The sequence below is a fragment of the Pseudarthrobacter sp. 1C304 genome (assembly GCF_052245515.1).
Lineage (GTDB): Bacteria > Actinomycetota > Actinomycetes > Actinomycetales > Micrococcaceae > Arthrobacter.
The window spans coordinates 16775-40534 of sequence record NZ_JBQQCH010000015.1 but is presented as its reverse complement, the minus strand read 5'-3'; the positions used below and the strand labels follow the sequence as shown (position 1 = coordinate 40534).

Genomic DNA, 23760 nt, shown 5'->3' with positions numbered 1-23760 from the left:
GGCCACACGGCCCGCGCCCCTCTCTTTCGTTACAGCAACGTGGGGATCCTTCAGCGCCCATCCGGCAGGGATTCATGGGCGCTGAGTGACCCGGGTCGGAGTGGGCCGGCCCGGATCAGACGCCCAGGAAGCTGACGGCCGCCTGCTTGAAGGCCCGGCTGGTGATGGCGTTGGTGTGGTTCCGGCCCGGCAGGACCAGCTGCTCCACCATCGCCCCGGACTTGGCCCCCAGTGCGGCGAGGTCCGGCATGGAGGCGGCCCGCTCGTCCTTCTCGCCGGCCACCAGGAGCATCGGCACGTGCGGCACGGCTTCGGCCGGATCGAACGGCTCGCCTTTGATGGCCTCCACGAGGGAGAGCAGCGAGAAGATGTTGTTGCTGGGCAGCATCTGGGCCAGCTTCAGCAGCCCGGCGGTGGACGCATCGGCGATGGGGGTGCCGTCGGCTAGGTAGCGCTGGGCGGCCACGAGATCGAAGTCGGCCAGCGGGTCGGCCACGTTGGGCCCGCCCAGCACCATCCGGTGCACCAGTTCATGCTGCGTGGCGCCGAACTCCCAAGCGAGCCGCGAACCCAGCGAGTAACCAATCAGGTCAAGCCCGCTGGACGGGTCGCCGTCGCGCAGCGGGCGGACGCCGGCGTCGAAGGCGATCTGGAGCAGATCCGCGCGGATCCTGCTGGGGGAGTAGGAATCCATGTCCTCCGGGGCGCCGCTGCGCCCGTGGCCGGGCAGGTCCACCGTGACCACACGGCGGCCGGCTTCCAGCAGGGCGGTGATCCAACCGGTGTCCTCCCAGTTGAGTTTCGCGGAGGAGGAAAAGCCGTGCAGGAGCAGCACCGGGCGCAGCCCGGAGTCGGTCTCCGGTTCATGCACACCGACATACAACTGCGGATCGGTCCCCTCGACGGTGTGCGTGTGCTGTTCGCCGGTGTGTCTGCCGCTCATGGTGTCAGTCCTCATCAAGTACGGCGCTCAGGCGGACCCGGCGCTTCGGTGCCTCTTCCTTCGGGACGGTGCCCACGATGCCGGCGGTGAGCTCCGGCACCTCAAACACAATCAGGGTCTCGCCGACATTGATCTTGTCACCGGGCCCGCCGTGGATACGCACCACCTTACCTGCCTGCGGGCTGGGCAATTCAACCGCGGATTTGGTGGTCTCCACCTCCACCAGCGGCTGGTTCCGCTCCACCTGGTCACCCGGGGCCACGAGCCATTCCAGCACGGTGGCCTCGATCAGGCCCTCACCGAGGTCGGGCAGGGGAAAGGAAATTTCAGCCACGTTTGTACTCCAATACTCGCTGGATACCGAAGAGGATCCGGTCAATGTTCGGGATGTATTCGTCTTCGAGGTCGCCCGACGGGTACGGGACATCGAACCCGGTCACGCGCTCCACCGGGGCCTTGAGCGTGTCGAAGCAGGACTGCGTGATCAGCTGTGCCACCTCGGCGCCCAGCCCTGAGGTCAGCGGCGCTTCGTGGACGACGACGGCGCGGCGCGTCTTGCGCACGGAGGCGGCCAGGGCTTCGGTGTCGATCGGCTTGAGCCAGCGCAGGTCCAGGACCTCAATGTCGATTCCGTCCTCGGCCGCGAGCCCGGCCACCTGGAGGCACCGTGCCACCATGGCACCCCAGGCGACCAGGGTGAGGTGCCGGCCCTCGCGCTGAACCTTTGCCCCGGCGGGGGAGCCGCCGCCGGCATCGTGCCGGGCAAGGTCGACGTCGCCTTTTTGCCAGTACCGGGACTTCGGTTCCAGAAAGATCACCGGGTCCTGCCGCGTGGCGGCGTACTTGAGCAGGTGGTAGGCCTCGTGCGGATTCGACGGCGAGACCACCTTGAGCCCGGGCACGTGCGCGAAAAGCGCCTCGAGGCTTTCGCCGTGGTGTTCGGGGGCGCGGATGCCGCCGAAGCTGGGAACGCGCAGGGTGATGGGCATCGGCAGGGTGCCGCGGCTGCGGTAGTTCATCCGGGCGATCTGGCAGACGATCTGGTTGATGGCAGGGTAGGCGAAACCGTCGAACTGGACCTCGGGGATGGGGTGGAATCCGGCCATCGCCAGGCCCACGGACATGCCGAGGATCCCGGATTCCGCCAGCGGGGTGTCGAAGACGCGCTGGGCCCCGTGCTTGGCCTGCAGTCCGTCGGTGATGCGGAAGACGCCGCCGAGCCGCCCGCAGTCCTCGCCGAAGATCAGGGTTTTGGGGTTCTCGGTGAGCACCTCGTCGAGGGCCCGGTTGAGGGCCTGCTGCATGGACATCACGGTGGTGGAAGCGGGGGTGGCTGCGCTCGTGCTTGCAGCCGCGCCGCCTTCCAGGGTCGAGTTAGACATGTTCGGACTCCTCGCGCCAGTGGGCGGCCTGGGCCTGCAGGGCAGGGGTGGTTTCCTGGAAGACCAGGTCAAACATTTCTGTGCCTGGGCGGGATCCGAGGGCCTGGATGCCGGCGCGGATCTGTTCCTCTTCGGCCTTCGCCGCGGCGAGGGCCTCGGCGAAGAACGCCTCGTCGGCGGTGCCGTCGGCGAGCAGCCGCTGCCGGAAGCGCTCCAGCGGGTCGGCGCCGGCGCCGTCGCGCTCCTCGTCGAGGGAGCGGTAGCGTCCCGGATCGTCGGAGGTCGAGTGCGGGCCGCGGCGGTATGTCATGGCCTCGATCAGCACAGGGCCGTTCCCTGCCCGGGCGTGGGCGAAGGCGCGGCGGGTGGCCCCGACGACGGCGACGACGTCGTCGCCGTCGATCTGCAGCGCCGGCATGCCGTAGCCTGCGGCGCGGGCGGCGACGGAGCCGCCGGCCACCTGGCGCTCGGTGGGGACCGAAATGGCCCAGCCGTTGTTCTGCACGAAGAACACCACGGGGGCCTTCATGACGGCGGCAAAGTTCAGGGCTTCGTGGACATCGCCCTGCGAGGAGGCGCCGTCGCCGAAGTACGTCAACGCGACACCGAGCCGGCCATCGGTCTCTGTGCCGGCAGCCGCGGACAGGGTCTGGCCGTGGGCCCAGCCGACCGCGTGCAGCACGGAGCCGGCCACCACGGCCTGGATCGGGGCAAGCCGGGACTCCATGGGGTCGTAGAGGCCGCCGTGCCAGGTGGCTTTGTGGGTGGACATGTAGGCCACCATGTCCACGCCCATGGTGCGGGCGACGCCCATCTCGCGGTAGGTCGGAAAAACGAAGTCCCGGGTGGTGTCGACCGCGTAGCCGCTGCCTACCTGCGCCGCCTCCTGGCCGAGCTCGGGGGCATAGCCCGGAATGATGCCCTGCCGCTGCCAGGCGATGGCCGAGGTGTCGAGGTGGCGGACCGCCACCATCAGCGCATAGAGCTCGCGGAGCTGGGCAGGGGTCAGCGGTTCGGCGGCTTCGCCGGACGCCGCGGGAAGTGTATCCATGGCTGTGACCCTAGTCACACGGGCTCGGGCGGGCAATCAGCCCGCGGATCACTGACCAGACTGCACAAATGCGGGGGCCGTGAGCGCCCGGCTCCTGACAAGTTGTACATCAAGGTGGGCATATGGGCGCAGGCTGCCGGTTGTGCCCGGCCCGCGGCAGGGCCGTCCCGGATGTCCGGAACGGCCCTGCCGCGGGCTTTTCAGGCGGGTTACTCGGCCGGGGTGGCGGTGCGGTTGCGGGTCATCCGGGCACCGATCCAGCAGGCAGCAGCGATGCCGGCCACCAAGGCCATGGTGCTGAAGAGCTGTTTGCTGCTGTCCGGGCTGCTGAAGCCGACGGCGAAGATCAGGCCCAGGAGGACCAGCCCGAAAATGGTCAGTCCCGGGAAGCCCTTCATCCGCAGCGGGAGCTCGGTGCCCGCGCGGTCCGCGCGGCGGCGGAGGATCAACTGGGACACCAGTGCCGAGCCCCAGACCAGGAGGCAGGTGGAGCCCACCAGCTGGAACAGGGCCGGCAGGATCTGCTCCGGAAACAGCAGCTCCAGCACGGCGGCGAGGAACCCGAAGGCCACGGAGACGCCGACGGCGAGCACCGGCACCCGCGACTTGCTGATCTTCGCCAGGAATCCGGGGGCCTCGCCGCGTTCGGAGAGCGAGAACACCATCCGGGAGGCTCCGTAGAGGTTCGCGTTCAGGGCCGAAAGGAGTGCGACGACGGCCACCAGGGTGATGGCGGCACCGGCGCCGGGGATGCCCGCGACGTCCAGGACCCCGGCGAAGGGGGACGCGAGGGCCTCGGAGGTGTACGGCAGGACGGCGGCGATGACAAAGACCGAGCCGATGTAGAACACCAGGATCCGCCAGACGACGGTGCGGATCGCGTGGCCCACGCTGCGCTGCGGGTTCTCGGTTTCGGCCGCGGCCACGCTGACAATTTCGGTGCCGCCGAAGGCGAAGATCACCACGAAGAGCGCTGTGGCGATGCCGCCCAGGCCCGCAGGGGCGAAGTCGGCCGTGAAGTTGCTGAGGCCGGGGGACTCGACGTCCGGCAGCCAGCCCAGCAGCAGTGCCGTGCCGATGCCCAGGAACACCAGGATCGCGGCCACCTTGAGGATGGCGAACCAGAATTCAAACTCGCCGAAATTCTTCACCCCGGCGAGGTTGATGGCCGTAAACACGGCCATGAAGATCAGTGACAGAGCCCAGACCGGGATGACCGGCCACACGGTGAAGAGCAGGGCGGCGGCGCCGAGGGCCTCGGCGGCGATGACCACCACCAGCTGCAGCCACCAGAGCCAGCCCACGGTGGCCCCCGCGGTCCTGCCCATGGCCTTCTCGGCGTAAACGGAGAACGCGCCGCTGTTGGGGTTGGCGGCAGCCATCTCGCCCAGGGCCCACATCACGAGGATGATCAGGGTGCCCGCGACCAGGTAGGAAATCAGGACGGCGGGTCCGGCCGCCTGGACTCCGGCCCCCGAGCCCAGGAACAGGCCGGCGCCGATCGCGCTGCCCAATCCCATCATGGTCAGTTGGCGCGGCTTCATGCTGTGGCCCAGTTTCAGGCCGGGGCGCTCCGCGGTGGACTTCATTGTCATGCTGGCGAACCTTCTTGTGGAGTGGTCTTCGAGTCCTTATGGGACCTATTGAATTTACCGCCACCGGGCGGGGTCTCCCAGCGGGATGCCGTGAGAGCATGGTGGCAGTTTGTAAGGCAACCACCAGGTATCCCCGGCTGTTTGCCCCGTGGAGACCACTGCTGGAGGAATGTTTGATGGATGTTGATGTACTGGATGCGAAGATTGTCCGATTCTTCACCGATTTCCCCCGGTCCTCGGTGCTGGAGGCCTCCCGCGTCCTCAAGGTGGCCCGTGCCACCGTGCAGGCGCGGCTGGACCGCATGCAGGACAGCGGCGTCATCGGCTCCTGGGTGCCGCAGCCGGACCCTGCCCGGTTCGGCTTTCCCGTGGTGGCATTCTGTTCCCTCACCATCAACCAGGACCTGGGCCATGACGCGGTGGTCGAGGCCCTCGCGGCGATCCCCGAACTCATTGAAATCCACACTGTCTCCGGCAGTTCGGACCTCATGGCCCGCATCGCTGCCCGCTCCAACCCGGACCTGCAGCGGGTGCTCGATGCCATGATCGCTACCCGGACGGTGCTCCGCTCGTCCTCCGTGATCGTGCTCAACACCCACTTCCAGGGCCGCACCCTGCCCCTGCTGGAAGCCGCCGCGAAACTGTGAGCTGAAACATTTTGTGCCCGGCGGACAACGTCCTAGAATTAGTTCTAGTCAAAATGACTATAACTGAACCGGCAGTCGCTCCGGAGCCACAGAAGGCGGGGTGACCCACCGTGTACACAGCAGCAGCCAACGTCTCCGAGCGCCAGCTCGCACCGCCGTCGCTGGCGATCTCCACGGTGATCTTCGCCCTCCGCCCCAGTGAGCGTTCCGGACGCCCCACCCTCTGGATCCCGTTGGTGCGCCGCATCCGCGAACCGTTCAAGGGGCTGTGGGCGCTGCCCGGCGGCCCGCTGACCCACTCGGAATCCCTGCAGGACGCCGCCTCGCGGAACCTGCGGGAAACCACCGGCCTGGCGCCCAGCTACCTCGAACAGCTCTACGCGTTCGGCGGGCTGCACCGCTCACCCACCCAGCGCGTTGTCTCGATTGTCTACTGGGCGCTGGTGCAGCCCACCGAGGCGGCGCTCGCCGACGAATCCGAAAACGTCAAGTGGTTCCGCGCCGACCGGCTGGGGGAGCTGGCCTTCGACCACAACGCCATCATCGACTACGCGCTCTGGCGCCTGCGCAACAAGATGGCCTACGGCTCCATTGCCTACCACCTGCTGGGCGAGTACTTCACGCTGGCCCAGGTCCGGGAAGTCTATGAGGCCGTCCTGGACCGCGAACTGGACCCGGCCAACTTCCGCCGGCAGGTCAAAGCCACGCCGGAGATCGAAGAAACCGACCAGTACCTGCAGGGCGGCAAACACCGCCCGCCCCGCCTTTACCGCTTCACCGGCCGCCCAGGCCTTGACCCAGACAACAGGAGCACACCATGAGCAGCGTCAACACGGCCATCCAGCTGATTACGCGCGAACAGGCCACCGGCGGCAGCGCCACGGGACGTGCAGCAGCGTCCACCTGCAGCCCGGCGCTCGCCCGCGGGCCCTGGGACTACGACCTGGCCGAGGCCCTCGCCGGCAGGCCCGCCTACGGCCCCGGCGCCTCCGCGGCCGACGCCGCCCCGGCGTCCACCCCGCGGCAGGGCCAGCTCCCGGAGGAATACAAGCGTGCCAGCGACGCCGAACTCGACGCCCGGATCCGGGCGGCCAAGGCAACGCTGGGGGACCGCGCCGTCGTCCTGGGCCACTTCTACCAGCGCGACGAGGTGATCCAGTACGCCGACTTCGTGGGCGATTCCTTCCAGCTGGCCAATGCCGCGCTCACCCGCCCGGACGCCGAGGCCATCGTCTTCTGCGGCGTGCACTTCATGGCCGAAACCGCGGACATCCTGTCCCGGCCGGACCAGGCCGTGATCCTGCCCAACCTCGCCGCCGGCTGCTCCATGGCGGACATGGCGGACATCGACTCAGTGACCGAGTGCTGGGAACAGCTCGGCGAGCTGTTCGGCACGGAGCCCGACGCCGGCGGCAGGGTACCGGTCATCCCGGTCACCTACATGAACTCCTCCGCCGCGCTCAAGGGCTTCTGCGGCGAAAACGGCGGCATCGTCTGCACCTCGTCCAACGCCTCGACCGTGCTGGAGTGGGCGTTCGAGCGCGGCCAGCGCGTGCTGTTCTTCCCGGACCAGCACCTGGGCCGCAACACCGCCAAAGCGATGGGCGTGCCGCTGGAGCAGATGCCCCTGTGGAACCCGCGCAAGGACCTCGGCGGCAACGACGAACAGACCCTCATCGATTCCCGCGTCATCCTGTGGCACGGTTTCTGCTCGGTCCACAAGCGCTTCAACGTCGGCCAGATCGAAAAGGCCCGCGCCGAGTTCCCCGGCGTGCAGGTGATTGTGCACCCTGAATGCCCCATGGAGGTGGTGGATGCCGCTGATTCAGCCGGATCCACGGACTTCATCAAAAAGGCCATCGCGGCTGCCACGGAACCCACCACGTTTGCGGTCGGCACCGAGATCAACATGGTCAACCGCCTCGCCGCGGAGTACCCGCAGCACACGATTTTCTGCCTCGACCCGGTGATTTGCCCGTGCTCCACCATGTACCGCATCCACCCCGGCTACCTCGCCTGGGTCCTGGAGTCCCTGGTCCGGGGCGAGGTGGTCAACCGCATCACGGTAGGGGACGACGTCGCCGGCCCGGCCAAGGTGGCCCTTGAACGGATGCTGGCGGCGCGGCCATGACCAGGCGCCTGGTGGTGGTGGGCAGCGGCATCGCGGGTCTCTACGCGGCGCTGCTGGCCTCTGACGCCGCCTGCGGCCACGCAGAAGGCAGCCGTCCGGCTACCGAGGTGGTGCTCCTGACCAAGGGCACCCTGGAGCAGAGCAACACCTTCTATGCCCAGGGCGGGGTGTCCGCGGTGCTGGCGCCGGGGGAGGCCGTGGCGGGCGATTCCGTGGCCGCCCACATCGCCGACACCCTCGCCGCCGGTGCCGGGTTCAACGATCCCGACGCCGTGCGGGTGCTGTGCACCGAAGCGGTCCAGGACATCAGGGGCCTGCAGCGGTTCGGCGTGGCCTTCGACGCCGGTTCCGGCGGCAGCCCGGCGCTGGGCCTCGAAGCGGCGCACTCCGCGGCGCGCATCCTGCATGCCGGCGGGGACGCGACCGGCGCCTGCATCACCCGCGCCCTTGTTGCCGCCGTCCTGCAGCGGACGGTGGAAGGCCGTCTGCGGGTGGAGACGGGAGCCTTCGTCACGGAGCTGCTCACCGGCAGTTCCGGCATTGGCCCGACGGCGGACGCGGCCCGGGTGACGGGCGTCGCCTACCTGGCCAACGGGCAGCCGCGGCGGCTGGACGCCGACGCGGTGCTCCTGGCCACGGGAGGCGCGGGCCGGCTGTTTGCCCGCACCAGCAATCCCGCCGTCGCCACGGCCGATGGTCTGGCCCTGGCCTGGCGCGCCGGCGCGGCTGTCCGGGACCTGGAGTTCTTCCAGTTCCACCCCACCACCCTGGCCGCGGCGGAAACCCCCGGCGGGCCGCCGGCGCTGCTCATTTCCGAGGCAGTCCGCGGGGAAGGCGCCGTCCTGCGCGACGCCGCCGGCTGCCGCTTTATGCCGGACTACCACCCGGACGCGGAGCTGGCCCCGCGCGACGTCGTCTCCCGGAGCATCGCCCTGCACCTCGCCGCGACGGGCGCGCCGGCGGACAGCCCCGTGTTCCTGGACGCCCGGGGGATCGAGGCGGCCCGCGGGCCTAACTTCCTGGCCCGGCGGTTCCCCACCATCAGCGCGGCCACCCGCGCAGCCGGCTACGACTGGACCACGGAGACGCTGCCCGTCTCTCCGGCAGCGCACTACTGGATGGGAGGGGTGGCCACCGACCTGTGGGGGCGCACCTCCGTGCCGGGGCTGTACGCGGCCGGGGAAGTGGCGTGCACGGGTGCGCAGGGCGCCAACCGCCTCGCCAGCAACTCACTCCTCGAGGGCCTGGTCTTCGGCCGCCGGGCCGTGGAGGCCTTCCTCGGCGGCGCGGGCGCGGGCCGCTGGCCTGTGGCACCCGACGCCGGGGCCGGGGTCCAGTTGCCCGCCGCCGGGGCAGGGCAGCGCAGCCTCCCGTTCAGCCGCGACGCCCTGCGGCGGCTGATGACTTCCCATGCCGGGGTCCTGCGCAGCGGGGAACTACTGCGCCAGGCGGAGGACGTGCTGGCAACCTGGGCCGCCGTTGTCCGTCCCGAGGACGTGCCGGACGCAGCGGACCCGAGGGAGCACGAGGACCGGAACCTGCTGCTCGCCGCGCAGCTGCTCGTGGCCGCGGCGCGGCAGCGCACCGGTTCCGTCGGCGCCCACTACCGGGCGGACGCCGCTCCCGTCCCCGCCGTGCTCGCCGCTCCCGCCCCCGGCTCCGCCGCGCACAGCCGCCGGCATCCAGCCGCGTCCCGTCCGAAACAAAGGATTTCGTCATGACAGCACCCGCCGCAACCCAGGCGTCCACGCCCGCCGTGCCCTCCGCCACGCCCCCGTCCGTACCGCCGTCGCACCCTACCGCCGCGCTCGCCGGAACCCTGCCCGCGGCGGCCGTGGACGCCGTGCTGCGCGCGGCCCTGCTGGAGGACGCCCCGTCCGGGGACATCACCTCGCAGGTCCTCATTCCGGCGGACGCCCGCGCGACGGCGGTCCTCGCCGCCCGCGTCCCCGGCGTGTTCAGCGGCGGCGAGGTGTTCGCCGCCGCGATGAAGCTCACGGACCCGGAGGCCGCCGTCGAACTCCTCGTGGCGGACGGCGTCGCGTTCGACGCCGGGACCGCCCTGGCCCGGGTGACCGGCAATGCCCGGGCCGTGCTGCTCGCCGAACGCGTGGCCCTGAACCTGGTCCAGCGGATGAGCGCCATCGCCACCAAGACCGCGGAATTCGTCGCCCTGGTGGACGGTACGGGGGCGCGCATCACCGACACCCGCAAGACCACCCCGGGGCTGCGGGTGCTCGAACGGTACGCCGTCCGCTGCGGCGGCGGAGCGAACCACCGCTTCGGCCTGTCCGATGCCGTGCTGGCCAAGGACAACCACCTGGCTGTGCTGACCGGGGGAGACCCGTCGAAGCTCACTGCGGTGCTGCGGGCGGCGAAGGCGCGGCTGGGGCACACCACGCACTTCGAGGTGGAGGTGGACAGCATGGACCAGATCGGACCGGTCCTGGCCGCCGGGGTGGACACCATCATGTTGGACAACTTCACGCTGGCGGATCTGGCCGCCGGTGTGGCGCTGGTCGGAGGGCGGGCCAGGGTGGAGGCCAGCGGCAACGTGAACCTGGCCACCGTGGCGGGAATCGCCGCGACCGGCGTGGATGTCATCTCGATCGGCGGGCTCACCCACAGCGTCGCCGCCCTGGACCTGGGGCTCGACCTGGAGCTCGACGTCGACGCCGGACGGGCCGGGACATGATTTTCCTCGACGCCGCGGCCACCACCCCGGTCCGCCGCGAGGTCCTCGAAGCCATGTGGCCTTACCTCAGCGGGGACTTCGGCAACCCGTCCAGCCACCATTCGCTCGGTGACTCGGCCGCCCGGGCGCTCGCTGCGGCGCGGGCCGCTACCGCCACGGCTTTGGGCTGCCGCCCGGCCGAGGTGGTCTTCACCTCCGGGGGCACTGAGGCGGACAACCTGGCCGTCAAGGGCATCGCGCTGGCCCGGCAGGCCGGGGACCCGCGGCTCAACCGGGTGGTGATCAGCGCCGTCGAACATCCCGCCGTGGAGGAATCAGCCCGGTACCTGGAGCGCATGCACGGCTTCGCCGTCGACGTGGTGCCCGTCGATTCCTGCGGCCGGGTCACTGCAGAGGCCCTCGCCGCCGCCCTCCGGCCGGAGACCGCCCTGGTCAGCATCATGTACGCCAACAACGAGGTGGGCACGGTGCAGCCGGTGGCCCGGCTGGCGGCGCTGGCCCGGGCACAGGGCATCCCCTTCCACACCGACGCGGTCCAGGCCGCCGGCTGGCTGCCGCTCGACACGGCAGCTCTGGGCGTGGATGCCCTCAGCATCTCCGGCCACAAACTCGGCGCGCCGAAAGGCTGCGGGGCGCTGTATGTGCGGAGCCGGACGCCGCTGGAACCCCTGCTCCACGGCGGCGGGCAGGAGCGCGGGCGCAGGTCGGGAACCGGGAACGTGGCCGGTGCCGTGGCCCTCGCGACGGCGCTGACGCTTGCGCAGTCATCGCAGCGGGACAGGGCGGCGGACGTCGCCGCCCTGCGGGATGGATTCATCCGCGAGGTCCTGGCAGGCGTTCCCGGGGCGGTGGTCACCGGGGATCCGCACGACCGGCTGCCCTCCATCGCCTCCTTCTGCTTCCCGGGGACCAGCGGCGAATCCGTCCTCCTGGAACTCGAGCGCCGGGGAATCATCTGCTCCAGCGGGTCGGCCTGCGCCGCGGGGTCGGACGAGCCGTCCCCCGTGCTGCTCGCCCTGGGCCTCAGCGCCGACGTCGCCCAGACAGCGGTCCGCTTCAGCTTCGACCCGGCCATTACCGCCGCCGAGCTGCACGAGGCGTCAGCCGCGGTCCGCGCCGCCGTCGGCAGCGTCCAGGCCCTCGGCGCCCCCTAAGCCCGGGATGCCCCATCACTTATAGCTGTTCCCAGGCGCTCAGAGGGACGTTATCTGATAGGGCAAACGCGAGTCAGCGGTGCCGGGCCCGCCGGAAGATCCAGTGCCGCAGCAGGGTAAAGCGGACGGCCGTGGCCGCGAAGCCGGCGAGCGTGGTGGTCCACAGCTCGTCGGCCACGGTGGCGGCGGGGTTGATCCAGTGCAGGATGCCGAGGCTGCCGCCGGTAATCAGGAGCGCCACCAAGATCACGATCAGCCCGTTGAGATGGTCGCGCTTCATCCGGTGGCGTTCGGTGATTTTGAAGGTCAGTCGCCGGTTCAGGGCGGTATTCATCAGCGAGGTCAGAACCAGGGCGGTGGCGTTGGCCGGCTGCGCGCCGACGTATGGGCGGAGGAACGCGTACAGCGCCAGCGACGTTGCCGTGCAGACGACGCCGACGGCGGTGAACCTCAGCAGCTGCCGGACCAGCGGATAGCGCAGGACGCCGCGGTGCCGGCGGCGGGCCGGAGCCCGCACAGGCGCAGCGGAGGTCTGCTCAAGCTGGGCATCCATCCGTTCAGTACAGCTCGCCGGCAGGGATCTCCACGGCGAGGCGGTTGGACGGGCCCGCGAGGGGGCAGGCCCACGCTTCGTTGTAGGCGCAGGACGGGTTGTAGGCGAAGTTGAAGTCCACCACGAACTCGTCCCTGGTGCCGGTGACCCCGTGATAGGCGCCCTTGATCGTGTCCAGCAGGTAGCGGCCGGCCCCATAGCTGCCGCCCGGCTGCCCGGCCGTGGCATCCCGGAACGGCACGAAGATCCCGCCGCCGTAGCCGTGGATCTTCCACACGGCCAGCTGGCCCATCTCCGGCAAATCGAAGGTGCCCAGCCGGACAAACCGGACCAGCCCGTCGGTCCCGGTCTCGACGTTCATCTCACGCCCCGCGCCTTCGCCCGTCAGCGGGATATGGAAGCGGTAGATGGGATCGTAGTCCGCCGTCTTCAGCCCGCCGAAGCCGGACTTGGCCTCCGCCGTCAGCGGCGACGCGGGGTGTGTGCCGAACATGCGGTCGCGCTCCTGGCGCCAGTAGGCGTGCGCCTCGGCCGGATCGTCCGCCGCGATCTTCCGCACGTTGGCGTAGAGCGCAAAGGTCCGGAGCCGCCAGTCCGCGATGTCGACGGCGGAGATGTCCGCCACGCTGTCCTGGGCCCCGAAATCCGTGGAACCGTAATCCTGATCCGCCATGTCCCCAGCGTATCCCGCTTTCCCCGCGGCGGATTTCGCTACGCTGGCACCATGACAGGGACGGACTCCTTCCGGCAGGCTTCGGCCCGCGGCCTCCGCGCCGCCGCAGCCCTGGCGCTCGCCGCCGCGCTGGCCGGCGCGCTGGCCGGCTGCAGCAGCGGCGGCACGGGCACCCCGGCGTGGACGGCGGGTGGCAGCCCTGGGGCGGCGGAATCATCGGCGGGCACCCCCACAACGGGACCCACCGGCACCGCCGGTTCCAGCACACCGGGGCCCTCCGGCTCCGGCACCGCGGAACCCGGCCCGACGGCGTCGGCCTGGAAAGTTTTCACGGACCCGGCGAAGACCGTCAGCTTCGAGCTCCCGCAGGAATGGATTGCACAGTCGGTGGCCCCGGGGGAGGGGACCCTGCCCGGCGCGCTCAAGATCGAGGTGAAGGACGCCGACGGCGGCTACCTCGCTACCCTGCAGACCGGGCTGCAGCCCCGGCCGGCGGCGGACTGCGCGGACGACGCCGCGAAACCCTACGTGGTGGTCAGCAGCGTCCCCGTGGAACTGCCGCATCGCGGCGGCGAGGGCACCATCGATCCGCGAGTAGTTTTCCGGGTCATCCAGGGGTACAAGTTCTTCGGCTCCTACGGCATCACCAACGTGGTGGGCGGCACGGACGGCAAGTCCTGCGCGCTGCAGAACCTGGTGCGGGGCCCCGACGGCAAAGGGGACTACGCCTTCGGTGACCTGACGGAGCTGAGGGCGTTCGCCACGGACCAGAAAGTCGCGCCGGCCAAGGCCTTTGACACCCTTGCGGAGGCGGCCGCCTATGTCAACGAAAGCCCCGAATTTGCCAACGTCCAGCGGATGCTAATGTCTCTGGAGATCAAAGACCAGTAACGCGCCGCCCCACCATCCCGGGACGGCGGTGCCGGCACCATCCGCCGTAAACCCACACCCCCGGAGATACATGCACCGCTCTGTAGCCGCCCGCCTGGCCTTCAAGACAGTGGCCGACACCAAGGTCGCCCTGGCGGTGTCCGTGGCGCGGAATCCCGGCTACAGCAGCTTTGTGGAGTCCCTGTCGGTGACGGCCGGCGGCGAGGACGTGCCGCTGACCGAGCTCTCGGACCACCACGGCGGACGCTTCCACTACATGGAATTCGCCGAGCCCACCGAAGTGCTGGTGGAGTATTCGGCCGAGGTCTCCGGGTTCGCGGTCCCGGAGGAACCCGGGCTGATGGAGCTCATCCGTTACGTCCGGCCCAGCCGCTACGCCGAGTCGGACCGGCTGCTGCCCACCGCCTACGCGGAGTTCGGCGGGCTGCAGGGCGAAGAGCTGGTGAACGCCGTGCGCGGCTGGGTTTCCAGCGAACTCCGCTACATCAGCGGATCCTCACGCGGGACCGACGGCGCCGTCGAGACGCTGCTGCACCGGCGCGGGGTCTGCCGCGACTTTGCCCACCTGGCCATCTCCCTGCTGCGCGCCAAGAACGTCCCGGCGCGGCTGGCCGCCGTGTACGCCCCGGGACTGAACCCGATGGACTTCCACGCCGTGGCGGAGGCACACATCAACGGAGCCTGGCACGTCATTGACCCCACCGGCCTGGCGCCGCGGGAGGCCATGCTGCGGATCACGGCGGGCCGGGACTCCTCGGATACCGCGTTCCTGTCGACGGTGGGCGGCAGCCTGTCCCTGACGCAGCTGCAGGTGACCGCCGTCGTCGACGGCGACCTGCCGGACGAGGATCCGGCGAAGCTCGTCGCCCTGCGCTAGCCGGCGCGGTGCCCGTTGCTCGCACGGGTCAGACGGCCACGCAGAACGCCCGGCCCGGGACATCCCGGGCCGGGCGTTCTGCTGCTTGCGCGGTTTTAGCCCATGACGAGGCTGAGGATGAACAGCAGCGGAATGGATCCCGCCCAGACCGCAGTGGTGATGCCCGACCAGCCCCGGAGGGCCGCGGTGCCTTCGAGCCCCGTGAACCGGGTGACCACCCAGAAGTAGGAGTCGTTGAAGTAGCTAAGGATCATGGACCCGGCGGTGCAGGCCATGGCAGCCACCAGCGGATCGATGCCAAGCGTGCCCACCAGCGGTGCCGTGACGGAGGCAGCCGTGATCATTGCCACGGTACCCGACCCCTGGGCAAGCCGTACGAGAGTGGCGACCAGGAAGGGAACCAGGAAAGCCGGCAGCGGCGTGGCGGCGATGGCCTCCGCCAGCGCATCACCGACGCCGGAGCTGCGCAGCACCTGGCCCAGCGCACCGCCCGCGCCGGTGATCAGCAGGATGAGGCCGGCAGAGGCGGCCGCATCGGCAAACCAGCCCTGGACCTTGGTACGCGGCGTCCACCGCGGCAGCAGGACGTAGACGGCCAGCAGGACGCCAATGATCAGGGCGATCACCGGGTTGCCAATGAACGCGAAGGGCACAACCCAGCCGGACGGCTCGTACTTTCCACCGACCACGCCCTGCGCGTTCTGGTCGATGGCGCCCGTGACCGTGTTGAGGACGATGAGGAACAGCGGGACCAGCAGGGGCAGGGAGGCAACAAACGCTCCGACGCGGTGCGGTTTGGCGCCTGCCGGCGGGGTGCCGAGTTCAGCTTCAGGGCCGTCGGGAAGGTCTCCGGCCGCGGGGGCGTCATCATGGTCAGCGGTGATCGTCCCCGCGGCGCCGTGGCGCGCTCCTTCGGTTGCACCGACCAGCGCGGCCCGGCCGTAAACAGCCTCGCGGACCTCCGCGGAGACGGAACTCTCCAGCTTGGGCCCCATCCACTTCGCATACGCCACCACAACCGGGAGCAGGAGGACGGTGAATACCAGGCCGGTGACGATGACGGCGCCGAGGTCCGCACCCAGCAGGCCACTGACGGCGAGCGGGCCCGGCGTCGGCGGCACCAGGTGGTGCGTCAGGGTCATGCCTGCGCCCAATGCCAGGGCCAGCGTCACGTAGCCGGCGCGCTTGACCCGTGCGATCGAACGGGCCAGCGGGTTCATGATGACATAGCCCGAGTCGCAGAAGACGGGGATGGAAACCAGCGCGCCGACGGTGCCCATCGCCCACGGCTCCCGGCCCTTGCCGAAGAGCCGGAGGAAAGACAGCGCCAGTGCGTTGGCGGCGCCGGAGACTTCGAGGATCTTTCCGATGGCCACGCCAAGACCGATCACGATGCCGATCGAGGAGAGGGTGTTGCCGAAACCGGTCGTGATTGCTTTGACGATGTCGAGGGGGGACTGGCCCGCAACGAGGCCGGTCACGAGAGCGGCGATGAGCAGCGCCACGAACGCGTCAAGCCGGGTGCGAAGGACCAGCACGACGATTGTCGCGATGCCCAGGACCAGCGCCAGTAGTAGTTGTAGATCCACGTTGATTTACTCCTTGGGGGTGCAGGGGCACGGGCTCTGTGCCCGGCCGTTCCTCGACAGGCGCCAGGTGGCTTGCGGAATTGACTCCATCGAGTGACGGGTGCCACACTAACGGGACGTAAGACATCTGACAAGCTGTGAGGGGAAACCGATGGCCCGCCAGACTCTCGCGGATGCAGTGTTCGCGGATATCCTGGAACGCATTCTCTCCGGAGCCATCCCCCCGCATACGTCGCTGCCGGCGGAATCGGAGATCGCCAGAACCTCTGACGTCAGCCGGCTGACGGTTCGCGAGGCGCTAAAAATGCTTCAGGCCCAAAACATCGTGACAGTGCGGCGCGGACTGGGCACGGTGGTGAATCCCCCGGAGGAGTGGACCGGGCTCGAGGCCATTTTCCGCGCCGCGGCCCGCGGCGCCGGCATCGGGGAGGTGGCCTTGAGGCTTCTCGAGGTACGGCGCATGGTGGAAACCGGCGCCGCCGAACTGGCCGCCCGGCACGCCACGACCGAGCATCTGGCGGTCATGGAAGCGTCGATCTCGGACCTGGAAAAGGCGCATGAGGCCCGGGATCTCGACGCCGTGACCCTCGCCGACCTTGCCTTCCACAACGCCGTCTTCCGGGCCTCAGGCAACCCGTTCCTTCCGGCGCTCCTTGGCCAGCTCGGCCAGCTGCTCTATACCGCCCGCCGGGAGACTTCGGCGTTCCCCGAAGTGCAGCGCCATGCCCTGGTGCACCACCGGCTGGTCCTGGCGGCGATTGCCACGAAGGACCCGGAAAAGGCCCGCAAGGCGATGGAAGCACACATCAACCAGACCTACGACGACTACGAACGCTTTATCAGCAACCAGGAAACCAACACAGGAGTTGAGCCAGCATGACCGAGACCCAAGTATTTCCCGCCGAACGCACCGCGGTCCTCACCGGAGCCGCCTCCGAGCGCGGGATCGGGCGCGCCACGGCGGACCGGCTGGCCCGCGACGGATGGCATATCGCCATCCTGGACATCGACGGCGAAGCAGCCTCGCTGGCGGCCAAGGAGATTGAGGCGAAGCACGGGGTGCGGGCTCTGGGCCTGCAGGCAGACGTCTCCGACGAGGACTCCATCGACGCCGCCATCAGCCGTGTCGAGGCGGAACTGCCGCCCATTGTGGGCCTGGCAAACATTGCCGGCATCAGCTCGCCACGCACCTTTATGGAAGAAACCAAGCAGGGCTGGGAGCGGGTTTTCGCGATCAACATGACCGGGACGTTCCTGGTCACCCAGCGTGTGCTGGGCGGCATGATTGACCGGAAGATCGGCCGGGTGGTCAGCATTTCGTCCATCTCCGCCCAGCGCGGCGGCGGCACCTATTCGAAGGTTGCGTACAGCGCGGCCAAGGCCGGCATCATTGGCTTCACCCGCGCCCTGGCGCGTGAGATGGGTGAGCATGGAATCACTGTGAACTGCATCGCGCCCGGGCCTGTGGACACTGACATCATGGGCGGCACCCTCACCGAAGAACGGAAGCAGGAAATGTCCAAGGACATCCTGGTGGGCCGAGTGGGCACGGTCACAGAGATGGCCGCTCTCATGGCGTTCCTGCTGGGGGAGGATGCCGGCTTCATCACCGCGGCCACCTATGACATCAACGGCGGGCTACAGGTCTCCTAGGGGGCCGTCCGCCGACTCCGGGAAGCTGCGCGCCTCAGCGGGACGCCACCGAGGCGCGCAGCTTTTCCGTCAGGCGCAGGAGCTCCTGCTGCTCGGCCGCAGTCAGTGCCGGGCCCACCAAGGCCGCGATGTCGCGGACATGCTCCCGGCCGATGTCCTTCTGCAGCTCCCGGCCGGCTTCGGTGAGCCGGACCAGGACGCCGCGGCCGTCGTCAGGTGCCGGCATCCGCTCCACGAGGCCGCGCTTTTCGAGCCGCTCCACGAGCCGGCTCAGGCTGGACTGGCTCAGCAGCACATGGTCGTTCAGTTCGTTCTGGCGGAGCCAGCCGGACGGGCAGCGGGAAAGCGTGAACAGCACGTCGTATTCGTTGACCGCGAGGTTCTTGAACGCCGGCCCTGCGCCCAGGCGGCGCATCACCGCCACCTGGGCGCGGAACAGGGACTCCCAGGTCTCCGCGGCCAGGCGCACCGGCGATTCGGTCCGGGCGGACATCACGCCCTCTTAAGACCGGCGGCGCCGGCGGGCTGGCTGGCGGACTGCCCTGCTGCGGCGACCGACGCCGCGACGCGGCCGGCGTGGGTGGGCGGTTCGGGGATGTGGGCGGGAGTCTTCTCGGCGTATTCCTTGCGCAGGACGGGAAGGACCTCCTCGCCGAACAGGTCCAGCTGCTCCAGGACGGTCTTCAGCGGTAGTCCTGCGTGGTCGATCAGGAACAGCTGGCGCTGGTAGTCGCCGAAGTACTCCCGGAACGTGAGCGTCTTCTCGATGACTTCCTGCGGGCTGCCGACGGTCAGCGGGGTCTGCGCGGTGAAATCCTCCAGTGACGGGCCGTGGCCGTACACCGGGGCGTTGTCGAAATAGGGGCGGAACTCCTTGACCGCGTCCTGCGAGTTCTTCCGCATGAAGAACTGGCCGCCGAGGCCCACGATGGCCTGATCCGCTGCGCCGTGGCCGTAGTGCTCGTAGCGTTCGCGGTACAGCCCGATCAACTGCTGGTAGTGCTCCTTGGGCCAGAAGATGTTGTTCGCGAAGAACCCGTCACCGTAGTAGGCGGCCACTTCCGCGATCTGCGGGGTGCGGATGGAACCGTGCCATACAAAGGGGGCGACGCCGTCGAGCGGGCGCGGGGTGGACGTGAAGTTCTGCAGCGGGGTGCGGTGCTTGCCGGACCAGTTGACGGTGTCCTCGTCCCAGAGGCGGCGCAGCAGGGAGTAGTTCTCGATCGCGAGCTCGATCCCGTCCTGGATGTTCTTGCCGAACCAGGGGTAGACAGGGGCGGTGTTGCCGCGGCCCAGGACCAGGTCCACGCGGCCGTCGGCCAGGTGCTGGAGCATTGCGAAGTCCTCGGCGATCTTCACGGGATCGTTGGTGGTGATCAGCGTGGTGGCCGTGGAGAGGATGATGCGCTCGGTCTGGGCCGCGATGTACGCCAGGGTGGTGGTGGGGGAGGAGGAGAAGAACGGCCGGTTGTGGTGCTCGCCGAGGGCGTAGACGTCCATGCCGATCTCTTCGACTTTTTTGGCGATCGCCACGGACGCCTTGATCCGCTCGTGTTCCGTGGGGGTGCGGCCCGTGGTGGGGTCGGTGGTGATGTCGCTGACGCTGAATACGCCGATCTGCATGGTGTGCCTTTCCGTGGCCGGAGACTTCCGGGTGCTGTTTCTACTATAGCCGATTTACATGCATTTGCATCTATCGCCCTGTATAACGTGCGCCGGGTCCGGATATTCCCGCCCGGATGCACCTGCCGCGAAGCATCTGCCGGGGGCCATCGGCGGGGTGACGGCTCTTTCCCTTCCCCGGCGCGGACGTTATCTTCGAACCCTGGAGGATGCCCGCATGATGAAAAGGCACGGACGGATCGCCGCAGCACTTTTGCTGGTGCTGTGTTTCCTGGTGTCGGGGTGCACTGCCTCCCGCCTCGAGCCGGCCTCCGGCGTGGACGCGCGGGCGGTGCTGGAGGCCTTCAAGAGCCGCGATCTGGTGGGCCATCTGGAGGCACTGCAGAAGATCGCGGACGACAATGACGGCAATCGTGCCTCCGGGACCCCGGGGTACGAGGAGTCCGGCCGCTACGTCGAGGAGCAGCTGCGCGCGGCCGGGTACACGCCGGTCCGGCAGACGTTTTCATTCCGGGCCGAGGGTAAGAACCGGAAAAAGGTGGAAAGCTTCAACATCCTCGCCGAGACCGGAGGCACCGCCGCCCGCACGGTGGTGGTGGGCGGCCACCTGGATTCCGTCCGCAAGGGCCCGGGCATCAACGACAACGCCAGCGGCGTCGCGGCCATCCTGGAGACCGCCAAATGGCTGAAGGAAAGCGGGATCACCCCGGCCAACCGGGTGGTCTTTGCGTTCTGGGGCGGCGAGGAGGACGGGCTTTACGGCTCCCAGCACTACGTCGACGAGCTGAGCAAAGCTGAAAAGAACCGGACTGCAGCGAACCTGAATGTCGACATGCTCGCCTCCCCGAACGGCGTGCGGTCCATCCACGACGGCGACGGCTCCGACTTCGGCGACGCCGGCCCGTCGGGTTCGAAGGCCATAGAGCAACTGTTCTTCCGGTTTTTCGAGGAGAACTCGCTGGCTGCAGAGGCCACGGTCTTTGACGGCGGCTCTGACTACGAGCCGTTCCTGCAGGCCGGAATTCCTGTCGGAGGGCTGTTCAGCGGCGACGTCGAGAAGAAGACCAAGGCCCAGGTGCAGTCCTTCGGCGGGACCAGCGGCAAGGTCCTGGATCCCTGCTACCACAAGGCGTGCGACACCATCGGCAACACCAACACCGACCTGCTCAAGGAGATGTCCGCCGCCCTGGCCTACGCCACCGCCTCGTACGCCCTTGCGCCCGGAAACTGAACGGCGCTGCCCGGCCGGACTGCGTTCTGCAGGTCCCGGTCCATGGACTACTTGACCCTGACAAGCACTTTTATAAGTACAGCTAAGTAGAGCCTGCCGGATACGGGTCGAGATTTCGAGTACGGCCTACGGATCCATTGGATACCGGCCTTCCATAGTTTGGAGTTATCACCGGTCACTCTTTTGATTGCGCTTTACGACGAGGTAATTCGCTCCGCAGTGGCCGTTTTCCGGATGTCTGAGCCGTAACTGGGCCGGGGAATAGAACGAAGGAAAGCTACCGATGGATATATTTGAAACCCTGGAATCAGAGGTCCGCACCTACTGCCGAAGCTGGGACACCGTTTTTGACCGCGCGGCGGGCAGCACGCTGTACAGCGAAGACGGCAAGGACTATCTGGATTTTTTCTCCGGGGCGGGGGCGCTGAACTACGGACACAACAATCCGGATCTGCTGCGGCCGCTCGTGGAATACCTTCTCTCCGGCGCGATCGTCCATTCACTGGATATGAAAACAACCGCCAAACGGCGTTTCCTGGAAACCTTCCATGAGCTGATCCTGAAACCCCGCAGGTTTGACTATAAAGTCATGTTCCCGGGCCCCACGGGGACCAACTCGGTGGAAGCCGCCCTGAAGCTGGCCCGGAAAGTCACCGGCAGGACCCATGTCCTTAGCTTTACGAATGCCTTCCACGGCATGACCCTCGGCTCGCTGGCCGTGACGGGCAACTCCATGAAGCGGCAGGGCGCCGGAGTTCCGCTGACCAACACCTCCAGCATGCCCTACGACGGCTTCTTCGACGGACAGACACCGGATTTCCTCTGGCTCCGCCACGCGCTGGAGGACAGCGGTTCGGGCGTGGACCGGCCCGCCGCGGTCATTGTCGAAACGGTCCAGGGGGAGGGCGGGCTCAGGGCCGCCCGCGCTTCCTGGCTCCAGGGCCTGGCCGAACTGTGCCGCCAGCACGGGATCCTGCTGATTGTGGATGATGTCCAGGCCGGCTGCGGACGCACCGGTACGTTCTTCAGTTTCGAGGAAGCCGGGATCACCCCCGACATCGTCTGCCTGTCCAAGTCCATTTCGGGATTCGGCCTGCCGTTGTCCCTGACACTCTTCAAGCCGGAACTGGACATCTGGAAGCCCGGCGAGCACAACGGGACGTTCCGCGGCCACAATCCGGCGTTCGTAACGGGTACTGCCGCCCTGGAGCGCTACTGGCAGGACCGCAGCTTTGAATTGCAGGTCGCGGGGCTTGCATCCCAGCTGCACGACGGCCTGGCGCAGATCGCAGCCCGGACCGAGGGTGCCCGCGTCCGGGGCCGGGGCTTGCTGACGGGTATCTACTACCCGGACCACGAGGTGGCAGGGAGGATCGCCGCTGAATCGTTCGAACGCGGCCTGCTGGTGGAGACATCCGGGCCTGACGGCGAGGTCATCAAGACCATGCCTGCGCTGACCATCGAGGCCGGGGAACTGCAGAGGGGCCTCGACATCCTGGCTGACGCCGCCGAATCCGTGACCGGCGGGAAAATCGCGGAGAAGTCCATCGCCTAGGGGCCGGCACAAAGGGAGACATCCGGCGACACGTGACCGATCAGGTATGAGGAACGGCAAATGAGCACCCAACAGGCAACAGCGGCCAATCAGGATGGATACCCGTCGTGCTAGACGAGTGGGGCAAGGCGATGGCCCAGGGGAGCGTCATCGTGCAGAAGTTCGGAGGATCGTCCCTCGCGGACCCCTCCGGCATCCTGCGTGCGGCCGAACGGATCGCCACCACCCGCGAAAACGGGTTCCAGGTGGTTGCGGTGGTATCCGCCATGGGGGACACCACCGACGAGCTCTGCGACCTGGCCGCGGCCGTTTCGTCCCGGCCGCGCCCCGGCGACCTCGATGCCCTCCTGAGCACCGGCGAACTGGTGTCCTCGGCGCTGCTGGCCATCGCCCTCGCGGACCGGGACCAGGCGCCGGTCACCTTTACGGGCAGCATGGCGGGCCTGATCACCGACGACGTCCACGGCAAGGCGCAGATTACCGACGTCCGGCCGGACCGCATCCGCGCCGCGCTGGCCCGCGGCGAAGTCCCCATCGTTGCCGGGTTCCAGGGGAGGACGAAAAAGGGGAAGAAGGTGACCACCCTCGGGCGGGGCGGCTCCGACCTCACCGCGGTGGCGCTGGCGGCGGCACTCGGTGCGGGCATCTGCGAGATCTACACTGACGTGGACGGTGTCTATACCGCGGACCCCCGGATTGTTCCGAAGGCACGCAAACTGGGGGTGCTCTCCAGCGAGATCATGCTGGAATTCGCGGCGTCCGGCTGCAAGGTCCTGCACCTGCGTTGCGTGGAATACGCCCGGCGTTTCGGCATCCCGATCCACGTACGGTCCTCGTTCGTGCCGGACCTGGGGACGCTGATCCTGCCCGGCCTTGACCGACACCCGTTCCGGAAGCCGGTGCGGGAGCAGCCCGTGGTCACCGGCGTGGCGGGCGTCAACTCGGCCGCAAAAGTCACTGTGATCGGTGTTCCCGACCGGCCGGACAGCATCGCCCGCATGTTCCAGGTGCTGTCCCATTCGGGGGTGAGCGTCCAGACCATCGTCCAAAACGCGGCCGCCACAGGATCGTCCCGGTACGACGTCGCCCTCATTGTCCCGGCAACGCAGGCCCCTCCGGCGCTCGCCGTGCTGGGCGACGCACAGCGGACCATCGGGTTCCAGAGCCTGCGGCACGGCGGCCAGGTGGGCAAGGTGTCCGTCACCGGCGTCGGCATGCGGTCCTCGCCGGAAGTTTTCTGCACGTTCCTGAGGACGCTGTACGAGGCCGGGATCGGCCTGGACCTGGTGGAAATTTCGGAGACCTGCGTTGCTGCCATCACCAGCGACGACCGGCTGGCCGATGCCGAGCGCGCGGTCAGGCAGGCGTTCGGCATGGCGCCTGCCGCCGTCGACGAAGCTCAGCAGCGCCCGGCGTCGCACCACGAGCGGGACCTGGACGGCGGCCCCCGCTGGGGCCACAAGCTCCCCGGCCTGGCAACGAGCCACGCCTCCCGCGGCGGCTGAGCGCCGTGCCTA

General features: G+C 68.6%; 23 protein-coding genes. 13 read left to right on the top strand and 10 right to left on the bottom strand.

The features are described from left to right. Window positions 1-115: 115 nt before the first annotated feature. The 5 genes from ACTWQD_RS18190 to ACTWQD_RS18170 all read right to left on the bottom strand — a co-directional run bounded on the left by ACTWQD_RS18190 (window position 116) and on the right by ACTWQD_RS18170 (window position 4971). Window positions 116-943, bottom strand: coding sequence for an alpha/beta fold hydrolase (locus tag ACTWQD_RS18190; protein ID WP_443197522.1), 828 nt, complete (start codon window positions 941-943; stop codon window positions 116-118). A 4-nt stretch (window positions 944-947) separates the two neighbouring features. Continuing rightward, window positions 948-1277 carry a biotin/lipoyl-containing protein gene (locus ACTWQD_RS18185; protein WP_443197521.1) on the bottom strand — a complete coding sequence of 110 codons (330 nt, stop codon included), beginning with the start codon at window positions 1275-1277 and terminating at the stop codon, window positions 948-950. Beyond that, window positions 1270-2325 carry an alpha-ketoacid dehydrogenase subunit beta gene (locus ACTWQD_RS18180; RefSeq protein ID WP_443197520.1) on the bottom strand — a complete coding sequence of 352 codons (1056 nt, stop codon included), beginning with the start codon at window positions 2323-2325 and terminating at the stop codon, window positions 1270-1272. Before ACTWQD_RS18180 ends, ACTWQD_RS18185 begins: the two co-directional genes overlap by 8 nt. Continuing rightward, window positions 2318-3376, bottom strand: a complete 1059-nt coding sequence (locus ACTWQD_RS18175; RefSeq protein ID WP_443197519.1) for a thiamine pyrophosphate-dependent enzyme — start codon at window positions 3374-3376, stop codon at window positions 2318-2320. Before ACTWQD_RS18175 ends, ACTWQD_RS18180 begins: the two co-directional genes overlap by 8 nt. Before the next feature lie 209 nt (window positions 3377-3585). Further along, entirely contained in the window at window positions 3586-4971 is a 1386-nt protein-coding gene (locus ACTWQD_RS18170; protein WP_443197518.1) for an amino acid permease, read from the bottom strand. A 176-nt stretch (window positions 4972-5147) separates the two neighbouring features. On the opposite strand from ACTWQD_RS18170, the gene ACTWQD_RS18165 reads away from it, so the two are divergent. From ACTWQD_RS18165 to ACTWQD_RS18140, 6 genes are all read left to right on the top strand, one after another. Beyond that, window positions 5148-5618: an Lrp/AsnC family transcriptional regulator gene (locus ACTWQD_RS18165; protein WP_443197517.1), complete on the top strand. Its 471-nt coding sequence runs from the start codon at window positions 5148-5150 to the stop codon at window positions 5616-5618. 110 nt (window positions 5619-5728) lie between these two features. Further along, window positions 5729-6439 carry an NUDIX hydrolase gene (locus tag ACTWQD_RS18160; protein WP_443197516.1) on the top strand — a complete coding sequence of 237 codons (711 nt, stop codon included), beginning with the start codon at window positions 5729-5731 and terminating at the stop codon, window positions 6437-6439. Continuing rightward, the gene (gene nadA / locus ACTWQD_RS18155) at window positions 6436-7749 is read left to right on the top strand and encodes a quinolinate synthase NadA (protein WP_443197515.1); all 1314 of its coding nucleotides are present in this window, start codon (window positions 6436-6438) and stop codon (window positions 7747-7749) included. Before ACTWQD_RS18160 ends, nadA begins: the two co-directional genes overlap by 4 nt. Further along, a complete protein-coding gene (gene nadB, locus ACTWQD_RS18150; protein WP_443197514.1) occupies window positions 7746-9470 on the top strand; it encodes an L-aspartate oxidase in 1725 nt (574 codons plus the stop codon). The genes nadA and nadB overlap by 4 nt, the downstream gene beginning before the upstream one ends. After that, the gene (gene nadC / locus ACTWQD_RS18145; RefSeq protein ID WP_443197513.1) at window positions 9467-10444 is read left to right on the top strand and encodes a carboxylating nicotinate-nucleotide diphosphorylase; all 978 of its coding nucleotides are present in this window, start codon (window positions 9467-9469) and stop codon (window positions 10442-10444) included. The genes nadB and nadC overlap by 4 nt, the downstream gene beginning before the upstream one ends. Continuing rightward, the gene (locus ACTWQD_RS18140; protein WP_443197512.1) at window positions 10441-11598 is read left to right on the top strand and encodes a cysteine desulfurase family protein; all 1158 of its coding nucleotides are present in this window, start codon (window positions 10441-10443) and stop codon (window positions 11596-11598) included. The genes nadC and ACTWQD_RS18140 overlap by 4 nt, the downstream gene beginning before the upstream one ends. Window positions 11599-11671: 73 nt before the next feature. Here ACTWQD_RS18140 and ACTWQD_RS18135 read toward each other — a convergent pair whose 3' ends face one another. Then, entirely contained in the window at window positions 11672-12151 is a 480-nt protein-coding gene (locus tag ACTWQD_RS18135; RefSeq protein WP_443197511.1) for a GtrA family protein, read from the bottom strand. A gap of 4 nt (window positions 12152-12155) precedes the next feature. Next, window positions 12156-12824, bottom strand: coding sequence for a DUF1684 domain-containing protein (locus ACTWQD_RS18130; RefSeq protein ID WP_443197510.1), 669 nt, complete (start codon window positions 12822-12824; stop codon window positions 12156-12158). Between the two features lie 51 nt (window positions 12825-12875). Here ACTWQD_RS18130 and ACTWQD_RS18125 point away from each other — a divergent pair, with 51 nt between their 5' ends. Together ACTWQD_RS18125 and ACTWQD_RS18120 are read left to right on the top strand one after the other, a co-directional pair. Next, the gene (locus ACTWQD_RS18125) at window positions 12876-13715 is read left to right on the top strand and encodes a hypothetical protein (protein WP_443197509.1); all 840 of its coding nucleotides are present in this window, start codon (window positions 12876-12878) and stop codon (window positions 13713-13715) included. Window positions 13716-13785: 70 nt separating this feature from the next. Further along, on the top strand, window positions 13786-14592 hold the full coding sequence (locus tag ACTWQD_RS18120) for a transglutaminase-like domain-containing protein (RefSeq protein WP_443197508.1): 807 nt from the start codon (window positions 13786-13788) through the stop codon (window positions 14590-14592). Between the two features lie 95 nt (window positions 14593-14687). Here the strand turns inward: ACTWQD_RS18120 and ACTWQD_RS18115 are convergent, their stop codons facing one another. After that, the gene (locus tag ACTWQD_RS18115; protein ID WP_443197507.1) at window positions 14688-16181 is read right to left on the bottom strand and encodes a GntP family permease; all 1494 of its coding nucleotides are present in this window, start codon (window positions 16179-16181) and stop codon (window positions 14688-14690) included. 151 nt (window positions 16182-16332) lie between these two features. On the opposite strand from ACTWQD_RS18115, the gene ACTWQD_RS18110 reads away from it, so the two are divergent. Both ACTWQD_RS18110 and ACTWQD_RS18105 read left to right on the top strand, forming a co-directional pair. Further along, the gene (locus ACTWQD_RS18110; protein WP_443197506.1) at window positions 16333-17061 is read left to right on the top strand and encodes a FadR/GntR family transcriptional regulator; all 729 of its coding nucleotides are present in this window, start codon (window positions 16333-16335) and stop codon (window positions 17059-17061) included. Then, on the top strand, window positions 17058-17834 hold the full coding sequence (locus ACTWQD_RS18105; RefSeq protein ID WP_443197505.1) for an SDR family NAD(P)-dependent oxidoreductase: 777 nt from the start codon (window positions 17058-17060) through the stop codon (window positions 17832-17834). The genes ACTWQD_RS18110 and ACTWQD_RS18105 overlap by 4 nt, the downstream gene beginning before the upstream one ends. Window positions 17835-17868: 34 nt before the next feature. Here the strand turns inward: ACTWQD_RS18105 and ACTWQD_RS18100 are convergent, their stop codons facing one another. Further along, window positions 17869-18327 (bottom strand): MarR family winged helix-turn-helix transcriptional regulator, encoded by a 459-nt coding sequence (locus ACTWQD_RS18100; protein ID WP_443197504.1) that lies wholly within the window; start codon window positions 18325-18327, stop codon window positions 17869-17871. Continuing rightward, on the bottom strand, window positions 18327-19457 hold the full coding sequence (locus tag ACTWQD_RS18095) for an LLM class flavin-dependent oxidoreductase (protein WP_443197503.1): 1131 nt from the start codon (window positions 19455-19457) through the stop codon (window positions 18327-18329). The genes ACTWQD_RS18100 and ACTWQD_RS18095 overlap by 1 nt, the downstream gene beginning before the upstream one ends. Before the next feature lie 217 nt (window positions 19458-19674). Here ACTWQD_RS18095 and ACTWQD_RS18090 point away from each other — a divergent pair, with 217 nt between their 5' ends. The 3 genes from ACTWQD_RS18090 to ACTWQD_RS18080 all read left to right on the top strand — a co-directional run bounded on the left by ACTWQD_RS18090 (window position 19675) and on the right by ACTWQD_RS18080 (window position 23748). Then, the gene (locus ACTWQD_RS18090) at window positions 19675-20688 is read left to right on the top strand and encodes a M20/M25/M40 family metallo-hydrolase (RefSeq protein WP_443197502.1); all 1014 of its coding nucleotides are present in this window, start codon (window positions 19675-19677) and stop codon (window positions 20686-20688) included. 283 nt (window positions 20689-20971) lie between these two features. Further along, window positions 20972-22243 carry a diaminobutyrate--2-oxoglutarate transaminase gene (gene ectB, locus ACTWQD_RS18085; RefSeq protein WP_443197501.1) on the top strand — a complete coding sequence of 424 codons (1272 nt, stop codon included), beginning with the start codon at window positions 20972-20974 and terminating at the stop codon, window positions 22241-22243. Between the two features lie 107 nt (window positions 22244-22350). Then, window positions 22351-23748 (top strand): aspartate kinase, encoded by a 1398-nt coding sequence (locus ACTWQD_RS18080; protein WP_443197500.1) that lies wholly within the window; start codon window positions 22351-22353, stop codon window positions 23746-23748. The last annotated feature ends 12 nt before the right edge of the window (window positions 23749-23760 follow it).

Coding starts and splice junctions, on each gene's coding strand:
- ACTWQD_RS18190 (WP_443197522.1), bottom strand. CDS start 943: ATGAGCGGCAGACACACCGGCGAACAGCACACGCACACCGTCGAGGGG.
- ACTWQD_RS18180 (WP_443197520.1), bottom strand. CDS start 2,325: ATGTCTAACTCGACCCTGGAAGGCGGCGCGGCTGCAAGCACGAGCGCA.
- ACTWQD_RS18175 (WP_443197519.1), bottom strand. CDS start 3,376: ATGGATACACTTCCCGCGGCGTCCGGCGAAGCCGCCGAACCGCTGACC.
- ACTWQD_RS18170 (WP_443197518.1), bottom strand. CDS start 4,971: ATGACAATGAAGTCCACCGCGGAGCGCCCCGGCCTGAAACTGGGCCAC.
- ACTWQD_RS18165 (WP_443197517.1), top strand. CDS start 5,148: ATGGATGTTGATGTACTGGATGCGAAGATTGTCCGATTCTTCACCGAT.
- nadA (WP_443197515.1), top strand. CDS start 6,436: ATGAGCAGCGTCAACACGGCCATCCAGCTGATTACGCGCGAACAGGCC.
- nadB (WP_443197514.1), top strand. CDS start 7,746: ATGACCAGGCGCCTGGTGGTGGTGGGCAGCGGCATCGCGGGTCTCTAC.
- nadC (WP_443197513.1), top strand. CDS start 9,467: ATGACAGCACCCGCCGCAACCCAGGCGTCCACGCCCGCCGTGCCCTCC.
- ACTWQD_RS18140 (WP_443197512.1), top strand. CDS start 10,441: ATGATTTTCCTCGACGCCGCGGCCACCACCCCGGTCCGCCGCGAGGTC.
- ACTWQD_RS18135 (WP_443197511.1), bottom strand. CDS start 12,151: ATGGATGCCCAGCTTGAGCAGACCTCCGCTGCGCCTGTGCGGGCTCCG.
- ACTWQD_RS18130 (WP_443197510.1), bottom strand. CDS start 12,824: ATGGCGGATCAGGATTACGGTTCCACGGATTTCGGGGCCCAGGACAGC.
- ACTWQD_RS18125 (WP_443197509.1), top strand. CDS start 12,876: ATGACAGGGACGGACTCCTTCCGGCAGGCTTCGGCCCGCGGCCTCCGC.
- ACTWQD_RS18120 (WP_443197508.1), top strand. CDS start 13,786: ATGCACCGCTCTGTAGCCGCCCGCCTGGCCTTCAAGACAGTGGCCGAC.
- ACTWQD_RS18110 (WP_443197506.1), top strand. CDS start 16,333: ATGGCCCGCCAGACTCTCGCGGATGCAGTGTTCGCGGATATCCTGGAA.
- ACTWQD_RS18105 (WP_443197505.1), top strand. CDS start 17,058: ATGACCGAGACCCAAGTATTTCCCGCCGAACGCACCGCGGTCCTCACC.
- ACTWQD_RS18100 (WP_443197504.1), bottom strand. CDS start 18,327: ATGTCCGCCCGGACCGAATCGCCGGTGCGCCTGGCCGCGGAGACCTGG.
- ACTWQD_RS18095 (WP_443197503.1), bottom strand. CDS start 19,457: ATGCAGATCGGCGTATTCAGCGTCAGCGACATCACCACCGACCCCACC.
- ACTWQD_RS18090 (WP_443197502.1), top strand. CDS start 19,675: ATGATGAAAAGGCACGGACGGATCGCCGCAGCACTTTTGCTGGTGCTG.
- ectB (WP_443197501.1), top strand. CDS start 20,972: ATGGATATATTTGAAACCCTGGAATCAGAGGTCCGCACCTACTGCCGA.